General features: G+C 71.7%; 10 protein-coding genes. 3 read left to right on the top strand and 7 right to left on the bottom strand.

Annotation, left to right across the window (positions count from 1 at the left end; all coding sequences use genetic code 11):
- The 3 genes from AOK17_RS29075 to AOK17_RS29065 form a co-directional block, all read right to left on the bottom strand.
- On the bottom strand, positions 1–613 hold a 613-nt coding region (locus AOK17_RS29075; RefSeq protein ID WP_425424647.1), incomplete at its 3' end, for a phage tail sheath N-terminal beta-sandwich domain-containing protein.
- A 149-nt stretch (positions 614–762) separates the two neighbouring features.
- Positions 763–1,674 carry a hypothetical protein gene (locus tag AOK17_RS29070; protein WP_157881418.1) on the bottom strand — a complete coding sequence of 304 codons (912 nt, stop codon included), beginning with the start codon at positions 1,672–1,674 and terminating at the stop codon, positions 763–765.
- Positions 1,675–1,762: 88 nt separating this feature from the next.
- Positions 1,763–3,061 carry an eCIS core domain-containing protein gene (locus AOK17_RS29065; protein ID WP_055615537.1) on the bottom strand — a complete coding sequence of 433 codons (1,299 nt, stop codon included), beginning with the start codon at positions 3,059–3,061 and terminating at the stop codon, positions 1,763–1,765.
- Positions 3,062–3,328: 267 nt separating this feature from the next.
- Here AOK17_RS29065 and AOK17_RS29060 point away from each other — a divergent pair, with 267 nt between their 5' ends.
- Together AOK17_RS29060 and AOK17_RS29055 are read left to right on the top strand one after the other, a co-directional pair.
- The gene (locus AOK17_RS29060; RefSeq protein ID WP_055615536.1) at positions 3,329–4,741 is read left to right on the top strand and encodes an RICIN domain-containing protein; all 1,413 of its coding nucleotides are present in this window, start codon (positions 3,329–3,331) and stop codon (positions 4,739–4,741) included.
- Positions 4,742–4,743: 2 nt separating this feature from the next.
- On the top strand, positions 4,744–6,177 hold the full coding sequence (locus tag AOK17_RS29055) for a hydrolase (protein WP_055615535.1): 1,434 nt from the start codon (positions 4,744–4,746) through the stop codon (positions 6,175–6,177).
- A 61-nt stretch (positions 6,178–6,238) separates the two neighbouring features.
- On the opposite strand, the gene AOK17_RS29050 is transcribed toward AOK17_RS29055, so the two are convergent.
- From AOK17_RS29050 to AOK17_RS29040, 3 genes are all read right to left on the bottom strand, one after another.
- Entirely contained in the window at positions 6,239–8,347 is a 2,109-nt protein-coding gene (locus tag AOK17_RS29050) for an ATP-binding protein (protein ID WP_055615534.1), read from the bottom strand.
- Positions 8,344–9,012, bottom strand: coding sequence for a Pvc16 family protein (locus tag AOK17_RS29045; protein ID WP_055615533.1), 669 nt, complete (start codon positions 9,010–9,012; stop codon positions 8,344–8,346). The genes AOK17_RS29050 and AOK17_RS29045 overlap by 4 nt, the downstream gene beginning before the upstream one ends.
- A gap of 205 nt (positions 9,013–9,217) precedes the next feature.
- Complete coding sequence (locus tag AOK17_RS29040) at positions 9,218–9,886, bottom strand: helix-turn-helix transcriptional regulator (protein WP_055615532.1); 669 nt, start codon at positions 9,884–9,886, stop codon at positions 9,218–9,220.
- A 231-nt stretch (positions 9,887–10,117) separates the two neighbouring features.
- On the opposite strand from AOK17_RS29040, the gene AOK17_RS29035 reads away from it, so the two are divergent.
- Positions 10,118–13,087: a helix-turn-helix transcriptional regulator gene (locus AOK17_RS29035; RefSeq protein WP_055615531.1), complete on the top strand. Its 2,970-nt coding sequence runs from the start codon at positions 10,118–10,120 to the stop codon at positions 13,085–13,087.
- Positions 13,088–13,099: 12 nt separating this feature from the next.
- On the opposite strand, the gene AOK17_RS29030 is transcribed toward AOK17_RS29035, so the two are convergent.
- A complete protein-coding gene (locus tag AOK17_RS29030; RefSeq protein ID WP_055615530.1) occupies positions 13,100–16,483 on the bottom strand; it encodes a S8 family peptidase in 3,384 nt (1,127 codons plus the stop codon).
- Between the last annotated feature and the right edge of the window lie 95 nt (positions 16,484–16,578).

Below are 16,578 nucleotides of genomic sequence, written 5' to 3'. Positions count from 1 at the left end.
CGGTCTGGTTGTCGGGGCGCGCGAGCTGCGCGGCCGGCGCCGACTCCTGCACGGTGATGAGCTTGGAGCGCTCCTTCACCTGCGTGACGACGTAGTTGCGGCCGCCCTTCTTGGCGGTCACGTCGAACGTCTCGACGGGCTTGTCGCCCTCCTTGACGATCAGCTTGAAGCGCTCGGCGGGACCTTCGCCCTCGGCGTCGGCGACCTCGACGCTGAGCGAGCCGCCCGCGACGGCGGTCACGCTGAAGGTGCCGAGCTGCTTCGGCTCGCCCGCGGGGAGCGCGGCCGGGGCGGCGGAGCCTGAGACGGACGCCGGGGCGCCGTTTCCTGTTCCCGCCGCGCCCTCGGCGGTGCCGCCGACACGGACGACGTACGCGGCGCTGCCGCCGTTGTTGAAGAACCCGTACACCGAGTGCGCGAGGTAGTAACCGTCGGTGAAGTCACCAAAGGCCGCGACGTACTGGGACCAGTTGGTCACCAAGGTCGGCTCGTTCAGCGGCCCGGTCGGCGCGAGTCCGACGAAGGCCGCCACCGATGTGCCCACTCCCTCGATGGGACGCGAGCCGCTGGCCACCTCCTCGACGTATACGCCGGGCGACAGGTAGGACGGCATACGTTCGCGCTCCTAGGGGTATGGGTGACAAGAGAAGCGGACTCAACTGTTCTCGCGCGCCCGTGGGCTGAGAAGGCCCCTGTGACCCGTCCTGGGGGCAGTCCGGCTGCCTCAACGGGCAGCCGTCGTGCTCTCGGGGTGCACCGCTCTCAGAGAGCCGGCGGTATGTGGCCGGAACTGACCATATCGATCAGGTCCTCCATGTCACCGGTCATCTCCTGACCGTTGAACGACTTGCGCATCTCGCGTTCGGCCCTGACCGACTCCGCGGCGGAGGCCGGGTTGGAGATGACCATCCCGCTGGGCAGGGGGTTGCCGGTCATGGCTCGCCAGACGTCCGACGCGAAGCTCGCACAGTTGTAGGTGGCGAGGTGGTACTTGGCGTCCACTCGGCCGAGCGCCGCGCGATAGCCGTTCAGAACGTCGTCGAGTCCGACGCCTGCCGTCTTCTGTTCCTTCTCGCCACCGTGATGGTCGGGGCAGATTATCTCTCCCGGAACCGGGAGGACGCCTGCCCCGTTCCTCGGGTAGAAGCCGAACGTCGTCGAGTCACCGACGGGCGAGGTCAGTTCGAGCCAGACATGCCCCACCTCGTCCTCGTTGCGGAACTCGGCACTCGTCCAGGGGGCGCCGGGATCGATCCTCGCCGTGACGGTCCATTTCCCGCCCTTGCCCTGATCCGAGTTCATGCCCGCGCGAATCACCTTGCGCAGTGCGAACAGGCTCTTGTGGAACGGCAGGACGTTGTCCTCCTGGGTCGCCGTGACGTCGGATTCCGCGTCCGACTCGGAGTCGGAGTCGGAGTCGAAGTCGAACACCGACCGGGGCTCCTCGGTCGTCGGCGCGGGCGCGCCCTGCGCCTCGGTCGGCACCCGCTGGACAGCCAGACGGGCCACGGCCGTGTTGCCCGCGCTGCGCTGGAGGGACAGCAGAGCGGCGGGGGAGAGCGGGGCCGTCCCGAGGGCGGGCGCCGGGGCCGGCGCCGTGCGGGCCGGAATCCGCGTACGCCGCTGTTCTTCGCCGAGGTGGGACTGTTCTTGGGCGTGCACAGACGAGCTCACTTTCGTGAACGGTGGAATACCCGGAGCACATGGGACATCTGGGGTCAGGAAGGCATGGCAGGAAGGGCGCGAGGCCGGGGGCGGCCTGTCACATCACGGTGCAGCACTTGCAGGAGTCGGGCTCCGCTCCAGGGCCCAGCCTGACCACGAACGTGTCCTTGCTCGCGATGTAGGCGGCGAAGCCGTTGGCGTCGCGCGCGACGGCCGTGCCCTTGTTGGGGTCGTACATCAGGAACCGCCCCTTGCCTGTCACGACGGCGGCCTCCGCGTGCACGCTGTTGCCGAACCAGATCAGCGTGCCCACGGGAAGGGTTCCGGCGGTGGCGTCACTCGTGAGATTCGCGCCCGTGACACTGTGGCCGCCCAGCCTCGAACCGGCGTACTGCACCTGGGCGTTGGCTCCGCCCTCGGAGGCCCACTGGCGCACCGTCGCCGCCGCGTGGAGCCTGGTGGGCTCGTCGAAGTCCTGGAATCTCAGGCCGCCGGAACCGTGCCCGTTCAGCAGCCAGTGGACGGACATGTACGCGCAGTGCTGTTCGATTCTGAAGTAGCCGTCGGGCGGGTTCGCCGTGCCGATCCAGTAGTTCGCGAAGTCGGTGTACAGACTCGGATTGGGCGCCATCGTGTCGGCGAACGTGTAGGTCGGCTGGGCGGACTGCTGTGAGGTGGCCGAGTGGGTCGACGACGGAGCCCGCTGTACGGACGTCTCACGGAGGGACGGCGGCCCGCCGACGGCCGGTGAGCGTTGCACGCCCGGCGTCACGGCCCCTGCTTCGGGATCCTTCCGTGCCGGTCGGCCGACGAGGTCGCGGGCGACGGCCGCCGCCTCCTGTTCCTCGGGGGAGTGCACCTCCGAGATCATCATCCCCTCCCCGTTGTCCTTCCCGGAGACGGGTCCCTTGCTCTGCTGGAAGGTGTGCCACACCTCGTGGACGACGTCCTCCGTGGTGCTGTCGGCGCCCAGGACCATGTGGTTGCCCGACGTGTAGGCGCGGGCCCCGATGTCCGCCGCCGAACGCTGGGCCACAGTGTCGGTGTGCACCCGCAGGTGGGAGAGGTCCATGCCGTCGTACATGGACTCGACCTCGGAGGCCAGCGGGCCGGTGAAGGGCCGGCCGGGAGAGTTGAGGACTTCGTGCACGGCCGAGCGCTGAACGGGCGGGGCATGGCCGCATCCCGCGTCGTGCTGGTGCCCGTCCCGCTCGATGATCCCGGCCGTGGTCGCGTTGCCCGCGGCCCGCTGGAGTGCCAGCGCCTGTCCCGCCGTCAGCGGCCCGCGGCCCGCGAGGGCTGCCCGCTGGACGGCGTCTGCGCTTTCGGCCGGCCGCACCTGCTGTGCCTGGCGGCCCTTGGCCCTGTCCCGGTCGGGCTCGTGCCGTGCGCGCATATGGTTCTCCCGCCCCTCGGTGTTCGGCCCACTCGCCTTCTCTACGACATGCGCGTCACCGGCGGAAGGACCTCACGGGCAGTCCTCGTACCTCTGCGGGACGGTCGACGAGACGTGTACGCGGTGGGTCCCCGACGTTGTGCGGGGCCGGCGGGCCGCGCAGTGTTCCGGTCGCCCGGCGCGGGCAGCGGGCCGGGCACCTTCGGGCAACCGGCCCTGCCCCGGAGCCTGCCGACAAGGTGACGTTGCCCTCCGTAGCCTCGACGCGTGAGCCTGTGGACTTCCCTCGAACCCGCCTCCGCGACCGTGGACCCGGGCGGAGTTACGACCGTACGGCTGCGGCTGCGCAACACCGGTGACGTCGTCGACGAGTACCGCTTCGAGCCCGTCGGTGACCTCGCGCCCTGGACCGTCGTGGAGCCGCAGACGCTCCGGTTGTATCCGGGGACGACGGGGACGGTGGAGCTGACGTTCGCGCCGCCGCGTACGCCGGACGCGACGGCGGGGCCGAACCCGTACGCGGTGCGGATCACGCCGACCGAGCATCCGGAGGCGGTGACCGTCCCGGAGGGCAATCTGACGATCACCCCCTTCACGGAGGTGCGGGCGGAGTTGGTGCCGCCGACGGTGAAGGGGCGTTTCCGGGGGCGGCCCAAGCTGGCCGTCGACAACCTCGGGAACACCAAGGTCACCGCCTCGGTCAGTGGCAGTGACAACGGCGATCAGTTGTCGTACGACCTGTATCCGAGCAATGTGCAGATCGAGCCCGGCCGTGCCGCCTTCGTCAAGGCCACGTTGAAGCCGCGGCAGATCATCTGGTTCGGGTCGAAGGAGGAGCGGCCGTACAAGTTCGCGGTGCAGCGGTCGGGGGTCGCTCCGCTGGATGTCGAGGGGACGTATGTGCAGCGCGGGTTTCTGCCGCGCTGGCTGGCGACCTTCCTGGGTGTGTTCCTGGCGCTGGCGATCACCTTCGTGATGCTGTGGATCGCCTACAAGCCCCAAGTCCGCAGCGAGGCCAAGGAGTTCCAGGAAGCCGGCGTCAGCACGCTGCCGCCCTCGGCCTCGCCGGAACCGGTCGCGCCCTCGGCGCCGCCGTCGGCCTCGGAACCGGCCGCGTCTGCCCCGGCGGACAACGGCGGAGGTGGCGGCGGGGACGCGCCCGCGCCCGCGCCGACCAAGGAGAAGCCCAAGAGCCTGCTGCCCGCGAACAACATCGTCCTGAAGAACCTGTCCACCAAGCTGTGTGCCGACATCCCCGGCGAGGGCGTGGGCAAGAGGGACGGCCGGGTCCAGCAGTTCTCCTGCGATCCGACCGCCGCCGACAACCAGCTCTGGAACCTGGAGGTGAAGGTCGACAACGGCGGCCCGGGCGGTACGGATCTCTTCCAGATCCGCAACGTCAAGGACAAGTTGTGCATGGATCTGCCGAACTACGGGGCGGTTCCCATCAGGACGAAAGTCACGGAGTTCACCTGTGACGGCACGACCAGCGACAACCAGTTGTGGTGGCTCGCGAAGCAGGAGAGCGGTGCCTACTGGATCCGCAACTTCAAGAGCGACAACAAGTGTCTCGAAGTCGCGGGCAGCGACGACGTTCGCAACGAAGTAACCCTGATGATCTTCAACTGCACCGTCACCGATGACCAGGAGTGGCAGATCATCCAACCCGATGAGGACTGATCGTGAGCCTTTGGACCTCCCTGGAGCCCGCGTCCGCGACCGTGGACCCGGGTGGCAGTACGACTGTGCGGTTGCGGCTGCGCAATACCGGTGACGTGGTCGACGAGTACCGCTTCGAGGCGGTCGGCGATGTCGCGCCCTGGACCGTCGTGGAGCCGCAGACCCTGCGGCTCTACCCCGGCACCACCGGAACGGTGGAGCTGACGTTCGCGCCGCCGCGTACGCCGGACGCGACGGCCGGCCCGAATCCCTTCGCGGTGCGGATCACCCCGACCGAGCATCCGGAGGCGGTCACCGTCCCGGAGGGCAATCTGACGATCACCCCCTTCACGGAGGTGCGGGCTGAGTTGGTGCCGCCGACGGTGAAGGGGCGTTTCCGCGGGCGGCCCAAACTGGCCGTCGACAACCTCGGGAACACCAAGCTCACCGCCTCGGTCAGTGGGAGCGACAACGGCGATCAGTTGTCGTACGACATCCACCCGAGCAATGTGCAGATCGAGCCGGGGCGCGCCGCCTTCGTCAAGGCCACGCTGAAGCCGCGGCAGATCATCTGGTTCGGGTCGAAGGAGGAGCGGCCGTACAAGTTCGCCGTGCAGCGGTCGGGGGTCGCTCCCCTCGATGTCGACGGGACGTATGTGCAGCGCGGGTTCCTGCCGCGCTGGCTGGCCACCTTCCTGGGTGTGTTCCTGGCGCTGGCGATCACCTTCGTGATGCTGTGGATCGCCTACAAGCCCCAGGTCCGCAGCGAGGCCAAGGAGAGGCTCGACGAGGCCGGTGTCAGCACGCTGGCGCCCAGTCCCTCGGCGACACCGTCTCCGCCGCCCACTCCCACCGCGCCCGCTACGACGCCCCCGCCCGCGGCACAGTCGCCGGACGCCGGTGGCGGTGGTGGCGGCGGAGGAGGAGGCGGTTCCGAGGAGAAGAAGAAGGCTCCGGAGAAGACCGCGGCCACCGCCGTCCAGGCACTGGCCGCGGACGACCCGGGCGGGCGGCACATCTGCTACCGGGTCTTCGTGACGGGCAAGGGCTGGACGGACGCCGTGTGCGACGGTGAAACGGCCGGCACGGTGGGCGAGAACAAAGCGCTCAAGGCCATCAACGTCGCGGTGTCCGGCGCCAAGCGCACGGGCAGCGCCGCCTTCGTCCACGACCCGGGGTCGACCAATGGCAAGGGCGACTACAACGGGAAGCCGTGGTCGTTCGCGCCCGACGGCATCGACAACTACTTCGGCAGCACCAAGGCGGACGCCCCGAACATGCTTGGCTTCACCATCAACGTCGACGACGGCGGCGGCTCCGTCTGCCAGACCACTCACGTCCGCAACGAGGGCTGGCACGGCATGGGGTGCGACAAGCCCGGCGAAGGGGAGGGTTACATCTTCGGTGGCACCCTCAGCAACGACCTCTGGCTCGAAGCCGTGAAGTTCACCGTGTGAGTGTGACCCGCACTGGTCCCGGGAGGGGGCGCGGCCATCGGCCCGGGAGGGGCGTCGGCCGTTACCAGCCGCCCTCTCCCGGTACCAGTCGGCCCGCCTTGCGGTACTCCCGCCGGGCGCCCTCCAGCAGGTCGTCCGTCGTGACCGGTCCGCCGCGCCCCGCCGCGGTGTAGGCGGCGGTGACGACCGCGCTGCGGATCGAGCCGCCCGCCATCTCGAAGTCGCGGGCGACCGCCGCCGGTTCGATGTCCTCGGCGCACGGGACATGGGCGAGGCTGTGCCGCCACAGGGCCCGGCGCTGCTCGGCGTCCGGGAACGGGAAGTCGACCACCAGGTCGAGCCGCCGGGTGAACGCCTCGTCGATGTTGGCCCGCAGGTTGGTGGTGAGCAGGGCGATGCCGTCGAAGGACTCCAGGCGCTGGAGCAGGTAGGCGCTCTCCATGTTGGCGTGCTTGTCGTGGGAGTCCTTGACCTCCGAGCGCTTGCCGAACACGGCGTCCGCCTCGTCGAAGAGCAGCACGGCGTCCGTGCGGTCGGCCTCGGTGAAGATCCGTTCGAGGTTCTTCTCGGTCTCGCCCACGTACTTGTCGACGATCGAGGAGAGCTGGACGACATAGAGGTCCAGGCCGAGTTCGGCGGCGACGACCTCGGCGGACAGTGTCTTGCCGGTGCCGGACTCGCCCGCGAAGAGCCCTAGGACACCGTGGCCCCGGCCGCCTCCGGCACTGAGCCGCCAGTCGCCGAGGACCTGGTCGCGGTGGCGGGCGCGCAGGGCGAGTTCATGCAGCTGGGCGAGGGGCCTGTCCGGCAGGACGAGGTCCTCCCAGCCGACGTCCGGCCGGATCCGGCGGGCGTGGCGCTCAAGCCCGGACGCGGACTGCTGCCGGGCGGCGAGCCGCAGATGGGCTGCGGTCACCGGGGTGCCGTCGAACATCGCGAGGTCCCGGGCCGCACGGGCCGCCCGCTCGATACGGTCCCCGCCGAGCCGGTACGGGGCGACGGTGGCGGCCAGGTCGAAACCCGGACCGTCCGCCCCGGCACCGAGCGCGGCCGACCAGGTGTCCACGGCACCCGCGTGCGGCCGGGGCGCGTCGAGGACCAGCGGATCGCGGTCGCACCACTGGGGGTCGTACGGCCGGTGCCCGACGAGCACCACGGGTACGCCGGCCTCCGTCATCGCCCGCAGCAACGGGCCCGGCTTCTCCGGCAGGGGTGACACGACGATGGCCCGGTCGCGCAGGCGGGCTTCGCGGAGCACGCGGGGGAGGACGTCGGAGAGGAGTTCGGGGAGGGGCTCCCCGGCTGCCGCGGGGGTGAAGTGCAGGGCACCGACACCCGCCGCGCGCAGGGCGGCGGTGGCACACACGAGCCCGTCGCCCTCGCGGTGCTCGCGGAGGTAGACGGTGCGGGGGCCGACGGCCAGCCGGGCGGCCAGCCTGGCGGTGAACTCGTCGTGCGAGGCCGAGGGCAGGGGCAGAGGTACGGCCGAGGGCGAGTCGAGCGGGTGGACGCTGCCGGCGAGTTCGGCGTCCGGGGTGTCGTCGCCGAGCAGATGGGCGACGAGCCGGTCCGGTACGCGCAACGCCCGGCTGAGGAAGGGGCGTTCGGGCTCCTCGACGATCAGCAGCCCGAGCGCGGTCAGCGGCGCCGAGGGGTGGAACCGGGTCCGCGCCTCGGCGAGGTGCGCGGGCAGCCCGCACAGGTCGAGCGCCAGCCCGACGGTGGCCCGGCGCCTGCTGACGTCGTCGTTGAGGTACCCGTACAGCGGCTCGAAGGAGCGGTCCAGGTCCGGCGCGAGGGCGATGAGCAGGATCCGGGTGTCCAGCTCGGTCAGCCCGAGCCGCACCGCGAGCCGCTCCAGCCGGGTGTCCGGGGCGGACTCCGTGCCTTCGGAGCCGGACGTGTCCCCGGAGCCGGCCCCGTCCTCGAAGCCGGCCGCGCTCTCGGACTCGGTCGCGTTCTCGAACACATCGGCGTACGACGCCGCCGTGGGCCCCAGCAGATGCCGTACGGCCTCGTCGGAGATGTACAGCCCCCGCAGCGGATCGTCCGCGGTGGGGTCGACGGCGCTGCGGCTCGCGACCAACTCGGCGACCCGGTGGCGCAGTCGGGCGAGGCGGACGAGGAGCGCGTCGGAGGTGGCAGAGGCGGGGGAGGCGTACGTGGTCACTGCTGCGGTTCTCCGGTGTCCTGTGCGGGCGTGTCCTGCACGGGTATCGGCTGCCGTTGACGGTGGCTGCGCTCCTGCGAGCCGTCCAGCGTGCCGTCCATGCCACGTACGCGGACCACGCCCTCCGTGACCGGGGGACCGACGTCGTACTCGGGGAAGGCCGGGAAGGGCGCGGTGACCACGAGGTCGAGGGACGGCTTGAGTTCGCCGCCGAGGGCCGACCAGATCTCGGCCAGGGAACGGGACTCGGTGTGCAGCCCCGCCACCGTGAGCGGGACGGACAGGCCCAACGCGCCGAGCGGGCCCGGGAGTTCGTCGGGGGCCAGGAGCTCGTGCGGCAGCATCGTGACCAGTGCCGCGGAGAGCAGCCGGTGCTCGTCCTGAGGCTGTTTGGTCCAGGCGGTGACCAGGTACGACAGCCGGAACCAGCGGGGTGGCTGGCGGCGGCGCACGATCACGTCGCGCTCGTCACGGACGGAGACCTGGCCGCGCTGGCGCCGCCGGACGTCCTCCCGGATGTCGTACAAGTAGGCGTTGACGGTGGGCGCGTTGCGCCGGGCCGCCCAGTCGCGGGTCGGGGCCTCGAAGGCGATCTCGATACCGGAACCGGCGAGCGCGCCGCCCCCGAGCAGCCGCTTGAGGACCTCGTCCACTTCGTGGATCACCGTCGTGCTCCTGCCCTGCCGTACCTGTGCCGTGTTGAAGCCGGAAGCCCGACTGGCCCCTGCCCGCACCGGTGCCGGCACCGCTGTCGTGACGATCGTGCCCTACCGATGGTGCCCCGCGGAGCCCTTGGCTCCGCAGGCACGCCGGGGACGGCCGCCGGGCAGACAGGTTTGCCCAACTGTCCACATCGGATTGCCCGTTCGGTCAGATGTAGCCTTCCCGAAGGGCATGGGCCACGGCGTGCGCCCGGTTGCGCAGATGCAGCCGGGTGGTGAGCCCATGCATCACGTTCTTGACGGTCCGTTCGGAGTAGGACAGCTTGCTGGCGATCTCTCCGGTGTCGAGCCCCTCGGCGACCAGCCTCAGTACGTCCACCTCGCGCGGTGCGAGTCCCGAAGGGGGAGCGCCGGGATGGCCGGTCGCGGTGCGGTGCAGCGACCTCACCTGGCTGATCAGCCGGCCGAGCAGATCGGCGGGCAGATCGCCGTCGCCGCGGGAGGCCGCGAGGACGGCCTGCACGAGCCGGTGCGCGGTGGCCTCGTGGCGCCACACGATGGCACCGGCGCCGGAGTCGATGGCGTCGAGGAGTTCGCTCTCGCGGATCGCGCTCACCACGAGGACGGCACGGGCGCCCTCGCTGCGCACGAGTCTGCGCAGCCGGGAGAGGGTGGCCTCGTCGAGTGTGTCGTTGACCAGCAGGGCGATGGTGTCCGGCCCGGTCTCGGTCTCCTCACGGAGGTCGATCACCGGGTGCTGCCGAAGCTGGCCCAGCACTCCCTCCCGGGAGATCGGGTCCCACGCGTGCACCGACACCGGTATCCGGGGCTCGGATCCGTCCGTGCCGGGAGCCGAGGTCCCGTATGAGCTGCGCAACCGTTTCCCCTATGTCCGCGGGCCCGTCACCACTGTGGGGTCCGTGACAGGCGTGCGCACACCACACTTCTGTGACGCGTGTGGCCGGGGCAATCGTGGAGCACCACGAGACACACCACGAGATCGGCGGCACCGCGTTCGTAGCTCGTGGGTCTTGTCACGCAACGAGGGCCCCTTCCCACACCGTCCCACAGGGCGGAACGCACCACCATGGCCACGAGGGAGGCAGGGATGTCCGTAGCGCTGCGCGAACGCCGGGAGGAACTGGAGCTGGTGGCCGCCGAGGCCGAGCGGGCCCGGGCCGGAGCCGGCCGTCTCGTCCTGCTGCGCGGCGCCACCGGCACCGGCCGTACCGCACTCCTGGAGGCCGCCGCCGAGCAGGCGGAGGCCGCCGGCATGCGCGTACTGCGGGCCCGCTGCTCACCGGACCACACCTCCGTACCGTTCGGCGCCGTCTTCCAACTCCTCGCGCACGGAGCCGGGTTCGACTCGGCCGCGGGGGAGGAGCCGGACCCGCCCGGCACCCCGCCCCACCGGGGCAGGCCCGCGCGGCTGTGGCGTCTGCTGCGTTCGTACGCGGATGACGTGCCGCTCCTGGTGGCCGTGGACGACGTGCACCTCGCCGACGAGTCCTCGCGCCGCTGGCTGGTCGAGGCGGTGCGGCGGATCGACCGATTACCGGTACTGATGGTGGTGACCGAGCGCAGCCAGTACGACATCGATCCGCCGGCCGACGGGCTGGTGCACGCGCTCTCCTCCGCCCTCGTCCGCACCCGCACGCTGGCCCCGCTGAGCGCGGGCTCCGCGGCGGAGCTGGTCCGTTCGGCCCTCGGCCGTCCCGTACCGGCCGAGTGGGTGGACGACTGCGTACGGGCGGGCGCGGGCAGCCCGCTGCTGCTGCGTGCCCTGCTGGACGACCTCGGGGGCACCGCCACGGAGGACGCCCCGGCGGCCCTGCCCGACAACTGCGCGGCGCTCTACCCCGGTTCCTACGCGGCGGCCGTGTCCTGGTGGCTGGACAGCGCCGGGCCCACGACCACCGAGGTGGCCCGCGCGCTCGCCGCTCTGGACGACGACGAGGAGGCCGACGAGAAAGCTGACGAGAAGGAGGGGGACAGCGCGAGCGGCGGGGGCGGCCACGGGGACGCCGACGCCGGGCTGCTGGCCAGGATGGCGGGCGCCGACCCCGCCCGCGTACCGGGCTGGCTCACCGCGATGACGGGCCTCGGGCTGCTGCGCCCCGGCCCCGGCGGGCGGCCCCGCTATGCCCATCCGCTGCTGCGGGACGCGGTGCTGAGCAGCTGGTCGGGCGCGCTGCGGCAGGCGGCGCACCACCGGGCGGCCGAGGCGATGCTGCGCCGCGGTGACCGTGCCGAGGCGGTGGCCGGGCAGTTGCTGCGGTCCGCCCCGGTCGGCGAGGCATGGGCGACGGGTGTCCTGCTGGACGCCGCGGACCTGGCCGTCCGCGACGACCGCAGCGACGATGCCCTGGCGTTCCTGCGCCGCGCCCTCGACGAGCCGATGCCGGACGCCCGCCGGAGCGTGGTCCTCACCGAACTGGGCTCCCTGGAGTACGCCACCGTACGGTCGACGGCCGGGATACCGCGGCTCGCCGAGGCGATGCGACTGCCGGGTCTGCCGCGCGACCGGGTGCGCGCGGCGGTCGCGCTGGGCACGGCGCTGGCCCGGCAGGGCGAGGCGCGCGTCGCGATCGACGTGCTGCGCGGTCTGGAGAACGAGCATCTGACGGGCCATCCGGACCTGGTCCGCACGGTGCAGACCGCCTCGGCGCTGCTGTCCGACCACGACCCGGGGACCCGGCGGGAGGTGTACCGCTGGCTGCGTGAGACCGCCGAACGCTCGCCCCAACTCGTCGGCACGGCAGGGCAGGCGCTGCTCGTACGGTACGAGTCGACGGCCGGGCTGACCTCGGCGGCGTCGGCGATGCGCCGGATCCGCGCCCTGCTGGCGCAGCCGGCCGACCCGCTCGCGGAAGGGTTCCTGCTGGGCACGGCCGCCGCGGTCGCCCAGTGGGCCGACCAGCTCGACGAGGCCGAACGGCTCGTACGGCGCGGCCTGGCCGGGCAGCGCTCGTCCCTGCTGCACCCGATGCACCTGGCGCTGCTGAACGTACGGGTCGACATCGCCGCCGCCCGTGGCGCGTACGCCGAACTGCTTGCCGATCCAGTGGTGTTGAGCCCCGTCGTGGGCCGGCTGGATCCCGCCAACGCGCAGGCCCACGCGCTGATCGCGCTCGTCGAGACGGGCCGCACGGAGGAGGCCACAGCTCTCGCGGACGGCTTCGACCTGCAGAACCCGTACGACTCCTGGGAGTTGAACCGCTTCCTGTACGCGCGCGGCGTCCTGCGCGCGGCCACCGGCGATCCGGCGGGCGCGCTCGGCGACTTCCTGGAGTGCGGGCGCCACCAGTCGGCACGGGACGTGGTGAGCCCGGTCGTCACCCCCTGGCGGACCGCCTCGGCGGAGTGCCATCTGGCGCTCGGCCGGCCCCGCCAGGCCCTGGCCCTGGCCGAGGAGGAACTCCGCCTCGCCACGGTGTGGAACACGCCCCGTGTGCTGGGCCGGGCCCTGCGAGCCCTCGGCACGGCGACCGGAGGCCGCCGCGGCCTCGAACTGACGGACCGGGCGGTACGGATACTGCGGCAGGGGGCCGACGGGGCGTCGGGCGGGACCCGCGAGCCGACCCGCGGGGCAACCCGCGAATCGGCCCGCGAGGCGCCATCCGACCGTGACGGTATTGCGGCCCAGGGCGGAGAGCCGGTCGAGACGGAGCTGATCCCGGCGCTGATCGCACAGGGGCGCCGGCTCACCGCCGTCGGGGAGCGGGCGCGGGCCCGCGAGGCGCTCCGGGAGGCGGCCGAACGCGCCGAACGCCTCGGCGCGGTCCGGATGCGGGAATCCGCGGAAGCGGCCCTGCGCGAGGGCGGCGCCCGCCGCGCGGCGACGGCACGGACGGGGTCCGGTTCGCTCACCGCCAGCGAGCGCCGGATCGCGGAACTCGCCGCGCAGAGCCGTACGAACATGGAGATAGCGGAGCTGCTGCACCTGGCCCGGCGTACCGTCGAGACCCATCTGACCAGTGCCTACCGCAAGTTGGGCATCCGCCGCAGAGCGGAACTCGGCGCCGCGCTCACGGACGCCGGGTCCCGCTCGGGCCCGCCCGAAGACACTCGGGCGTAGGGCGTGCGGGCCCTACTTGGTCGTGCGGTAGGCGCCGTAGATCGTCTGGTTCAGGGTGTTGCCGTCGGCGTCGGTGAGGGCGGCGCGCAGTGAGACCGTGCCGGGCTTGGCCGGGCTGCGCAGCTTGAGGTGCTTGCCGTCCACGGCGCTGGTCTTCTTCCAGGTCTTGCCGTTGTCGTAGGAGACGGCGAAGGCGAGCTTGCGCAGCGAGGCGACCTCGGTGGCCGCGCCCTGGAGGCTGAAGGGCACGGTGAGGGTCGTCCTGGCCTTGGCGGTACTGGCCGTCGTCAGCTTCGGAGTGAAGCGGACGACCGTCAGCGGAAGCCGCTCGGGCGTGTCACCGGAGACGTGCGCCGAGGCGAAGGTCCAGGTCGCGGCGACCCGGGTGCTGACGGCGGACTGCGCCGGGGAGCGGGAGACGTCCACGTCGAGCTTGTAGCTGCGCCGGCCGGCGGGGACCGTGTGGGACTCACCGTCCAGCGGCTCGTCCACCGCGAAGATCTCCTCGCCGTCGGCGTGGAGCGAGCTCCTGGCCTTCGTGTGGGCGGAGTTGCCCACGTTGCCGCCGCTGTCGGAGAACAGCGGCAGGTACGCCGAGAAGGTGTCGCCGGCGCGGAGCGCGCCGGGCTGGTCGAAGCCGTGCGCGAGCGGACCCGAGGGGAGGGAGGGGCCGAAGACGCCGATGTTGAAGCGCTGGGTGTACTCCCTGCCCGCCGCGTACGCCCTGGGCGCGCCGACCTGGGTGTTCTCCCACGTCGGCTCGCCCTCCTCGTCGGGGGCGCCGAGCTGGCTGACCTGGTAGAACCACTTGATGCCGTTGGGCAGTACGTAGTCGGTGCCGGTCAGCGGCAGACGGCCCGGCGTCTGGAAGAGGTTGAAGTAGCCGCCGGGCATCAGCGGCGCGGCCCAGACGGTCGCCGTCTTGCCCTTCACCGGCGCCCCGGCGACGACCTTGACCTTGGTGAGCTGCGAGCGCCTGACGTTCTTGGTGAAGCCGGACAGGTCGCCCGTACGGTTCCAGGCCAGCCGGTAGTTGACGGCCTTGTGGGTCCAGATGCCGTGGTACATCGCGGACGCCTCGGCGGCCGGCACCGGGGCGCCGAGCTGTCCGACGCGCATGCTGCCGAAGGAGGGGGCGTCGTACAGAGACGTGTACCGCTTGTTGTTGACGTCGACGTGGAAGAAGAACATCGCGCCCGCGGGCCTGGCCGCACCGTCCGGCACGGTGACCTTGACGGGCTTCGTCTTCCGGGCGTCCATGACCAGGGTCGTGTCCTTGGTCAGCGCGAACTTCGGGTGCAGCAGCACGGACCGTCCGGAACTGCCGGTGAAGAACCTTCCTTCCAGGGCGTAACGGCCCTTCGGCAGACGGATGGTGACCTCGCCGTCCCTCTTGTCGGCGACCTCCGTCCAGATGTCGTTGTCCAGGCCGTAGATACCCGTCTCGGCGTCGTCGGGGACCTTGCCCTCGAGGTCGAGGTGCTTGATGGTCAGGTCGTACGACTCGACCTCGCGGACGACGCCGAGGGAGGTGCGCGCGGTGGTGGTGCCGTCAGCGGTGGTGGCGGTCACCGAGCCGCCGAAGCTGCCGTCGGCCGTTCCCGCACGGGTGTCGGCGGTCACGGTGGCGGTCGCCTCCCCGCCCGCCGGGACGGTGAGTTGCTGCGGCGAGACGGTGAACAGGCCCTCGGCCGCGGGCTTTCCGTCGTCGCCGTAGGCCTCGGTGGCCAGGTCGAGGGTGACCGGCCCGGTACCCGCGTTGCGGTACGTGACGTCCTTGGTGACCGGCTGGTCGTCGGTGTGGGGGAACTCCTGTGTCCCGAAGCCCAGCGAGGTCGGGCTGCTGGTGAGCTGCTGGGTGATCGCCCCGGCGACGTCCACCCGGCCGGTGCCCTGCGTGTACGCGGAGGTGGCGGCGGTCGGCTTCGCGGAGGCGGTGAGGGCGGCCTTGAGCTGCGGGCCGGTCCAGTCCGGGTGCTGCTGGGCCAGGATCGCGGCGGCGCCCGCCACATGCGGGGTCGCCATCGACGTACCGCTCATGGAGACGTAGCCGTCGGCGGCGGGGTCGCCCATGAAGCCAGCGGCGGCCTTGGCGGCGACGATGTCCACGCCCGGCGCGGTGATGTCGGGCTTGAGGGAGCCGTCGGTCGTGGGACCGCGGCTGGAGAACTCGGCGATGGCGTCCTGCCGGTCGACCGCACCGACGGTGAGCGCGGCGGCGGCGCTGCCGGGCGTGCCGACGGTGCCTTCCTTGGGACCATCGTTGCCGGCGGCTATCACGAACAGGGCGCCGGAGCTGGCTGACAGGTCGTTGACGGCCTGTTCCACGGGGTCGACACCGGGCCTGTCCTCGCCGCCCAGGCTCATGTTGACGACCTGGGCACACTGCGCGACGGCCCACTGCATACCGGCGATGACACCGGAGTCGTCGCCCGAGCCCTCGTCGTCGAGTACCTTGCCGACCAGGAGCCGGGCGCCGGGCGCGACCCCCGCGTATTTGGTGCCCGCGGGAGACGCGGCCCCCGAGCCCGCGATCGTCGAGGCCACGTGCGTGCCGTGCCCCGCGCGGTCGACGGTGTCCTCGGCGGCGGAGAAGTTCTTCTCCGCGTCGATACGGTCCTTCAGGTCCGGATGCGTCGCGTCGATACCGGTGTCGAGGACGGCGACCTTGACGCCCTTGCCGTCGTACCCCGCCGAGTGGGCCGCGGGTGCGCCGATCTGCGGCACGCTCCTGTCCAGGGTGGCCTTCACCTTCCCGTCCAGCCAGATCTTCCTGACCTTCGCGGAGCCGGTGCCACTGGTGAGCGTCTCCCACAGCGCGGAGCCCTCGGACTTGCGGGCCCGTACGGCGTCGCCGTTGATGCTCGGCAGATCCCGGCGGACGGTCGCGCCCGAACTCCGGAACGTACCGGCCGACAGGGACGTGCCCTTGTCGTACGTGACGATCAGCGGCACGTCGGAGCGGCGGGCGTCGTCGTAGTGCCCGCCGACCAGCCGCTTCACGTCGAACAGCCGCCGGTCGACCGTGCCGTTCGCGATCAGCGGCTCGGCGTCGCGCGGCACGACGTACGCGTGACCGGCGGCCTGCTGGACGCGGAAGCCGATCCCCTTGCGGCCCTCGGCGGCCACCACACCGGTGACCTTGCCCTTGGCGTCCAGGGCCACCTTGTCGCCGGTCACGAGCGTGACCGTCCTGGCGGAGACGGGGAGGGGGGCTTCGGCGGGGGCGGCCTGGGCGCCGCCGGACGTGCTCACCAGCAGCCCGGCGCCGAGCGCCGCCGCGAGAGCGGCAGCCGACGGGACCGTGACGACCGCTCGTTTCCTGTGCTTGTGCGACTTCAACTCGTGCCTTTCGACATGGTTCATGGCGATGTGTTCGCCGGCTCGGGGCAGCATCAGGGCGCGGCGGAGCGACGCTGTGGCCGCTCGGCCGCGTACTGAGAAAAGGACAGAGAGGAGAACTGCGAGGGGGTCGGGCCGGACGAGGCGCC

Origin of the sequence: Streptomyces phaeochromogenes, from assembly GCF_001418655.1 — a bacterium.
Classification (GTDB): domain Bacteria; phylum Actinomycetota; class Actinomycetes; order Streptomycetales; family Streptomycetaceae; genus Streptomyces; species Streptomyces phaeochromogenes.
The sequence above is the reverse complement of the archived record's forward strand: the minus strand, read 5'-3'. Positions and strand labels throughout refer to the sequence as shown.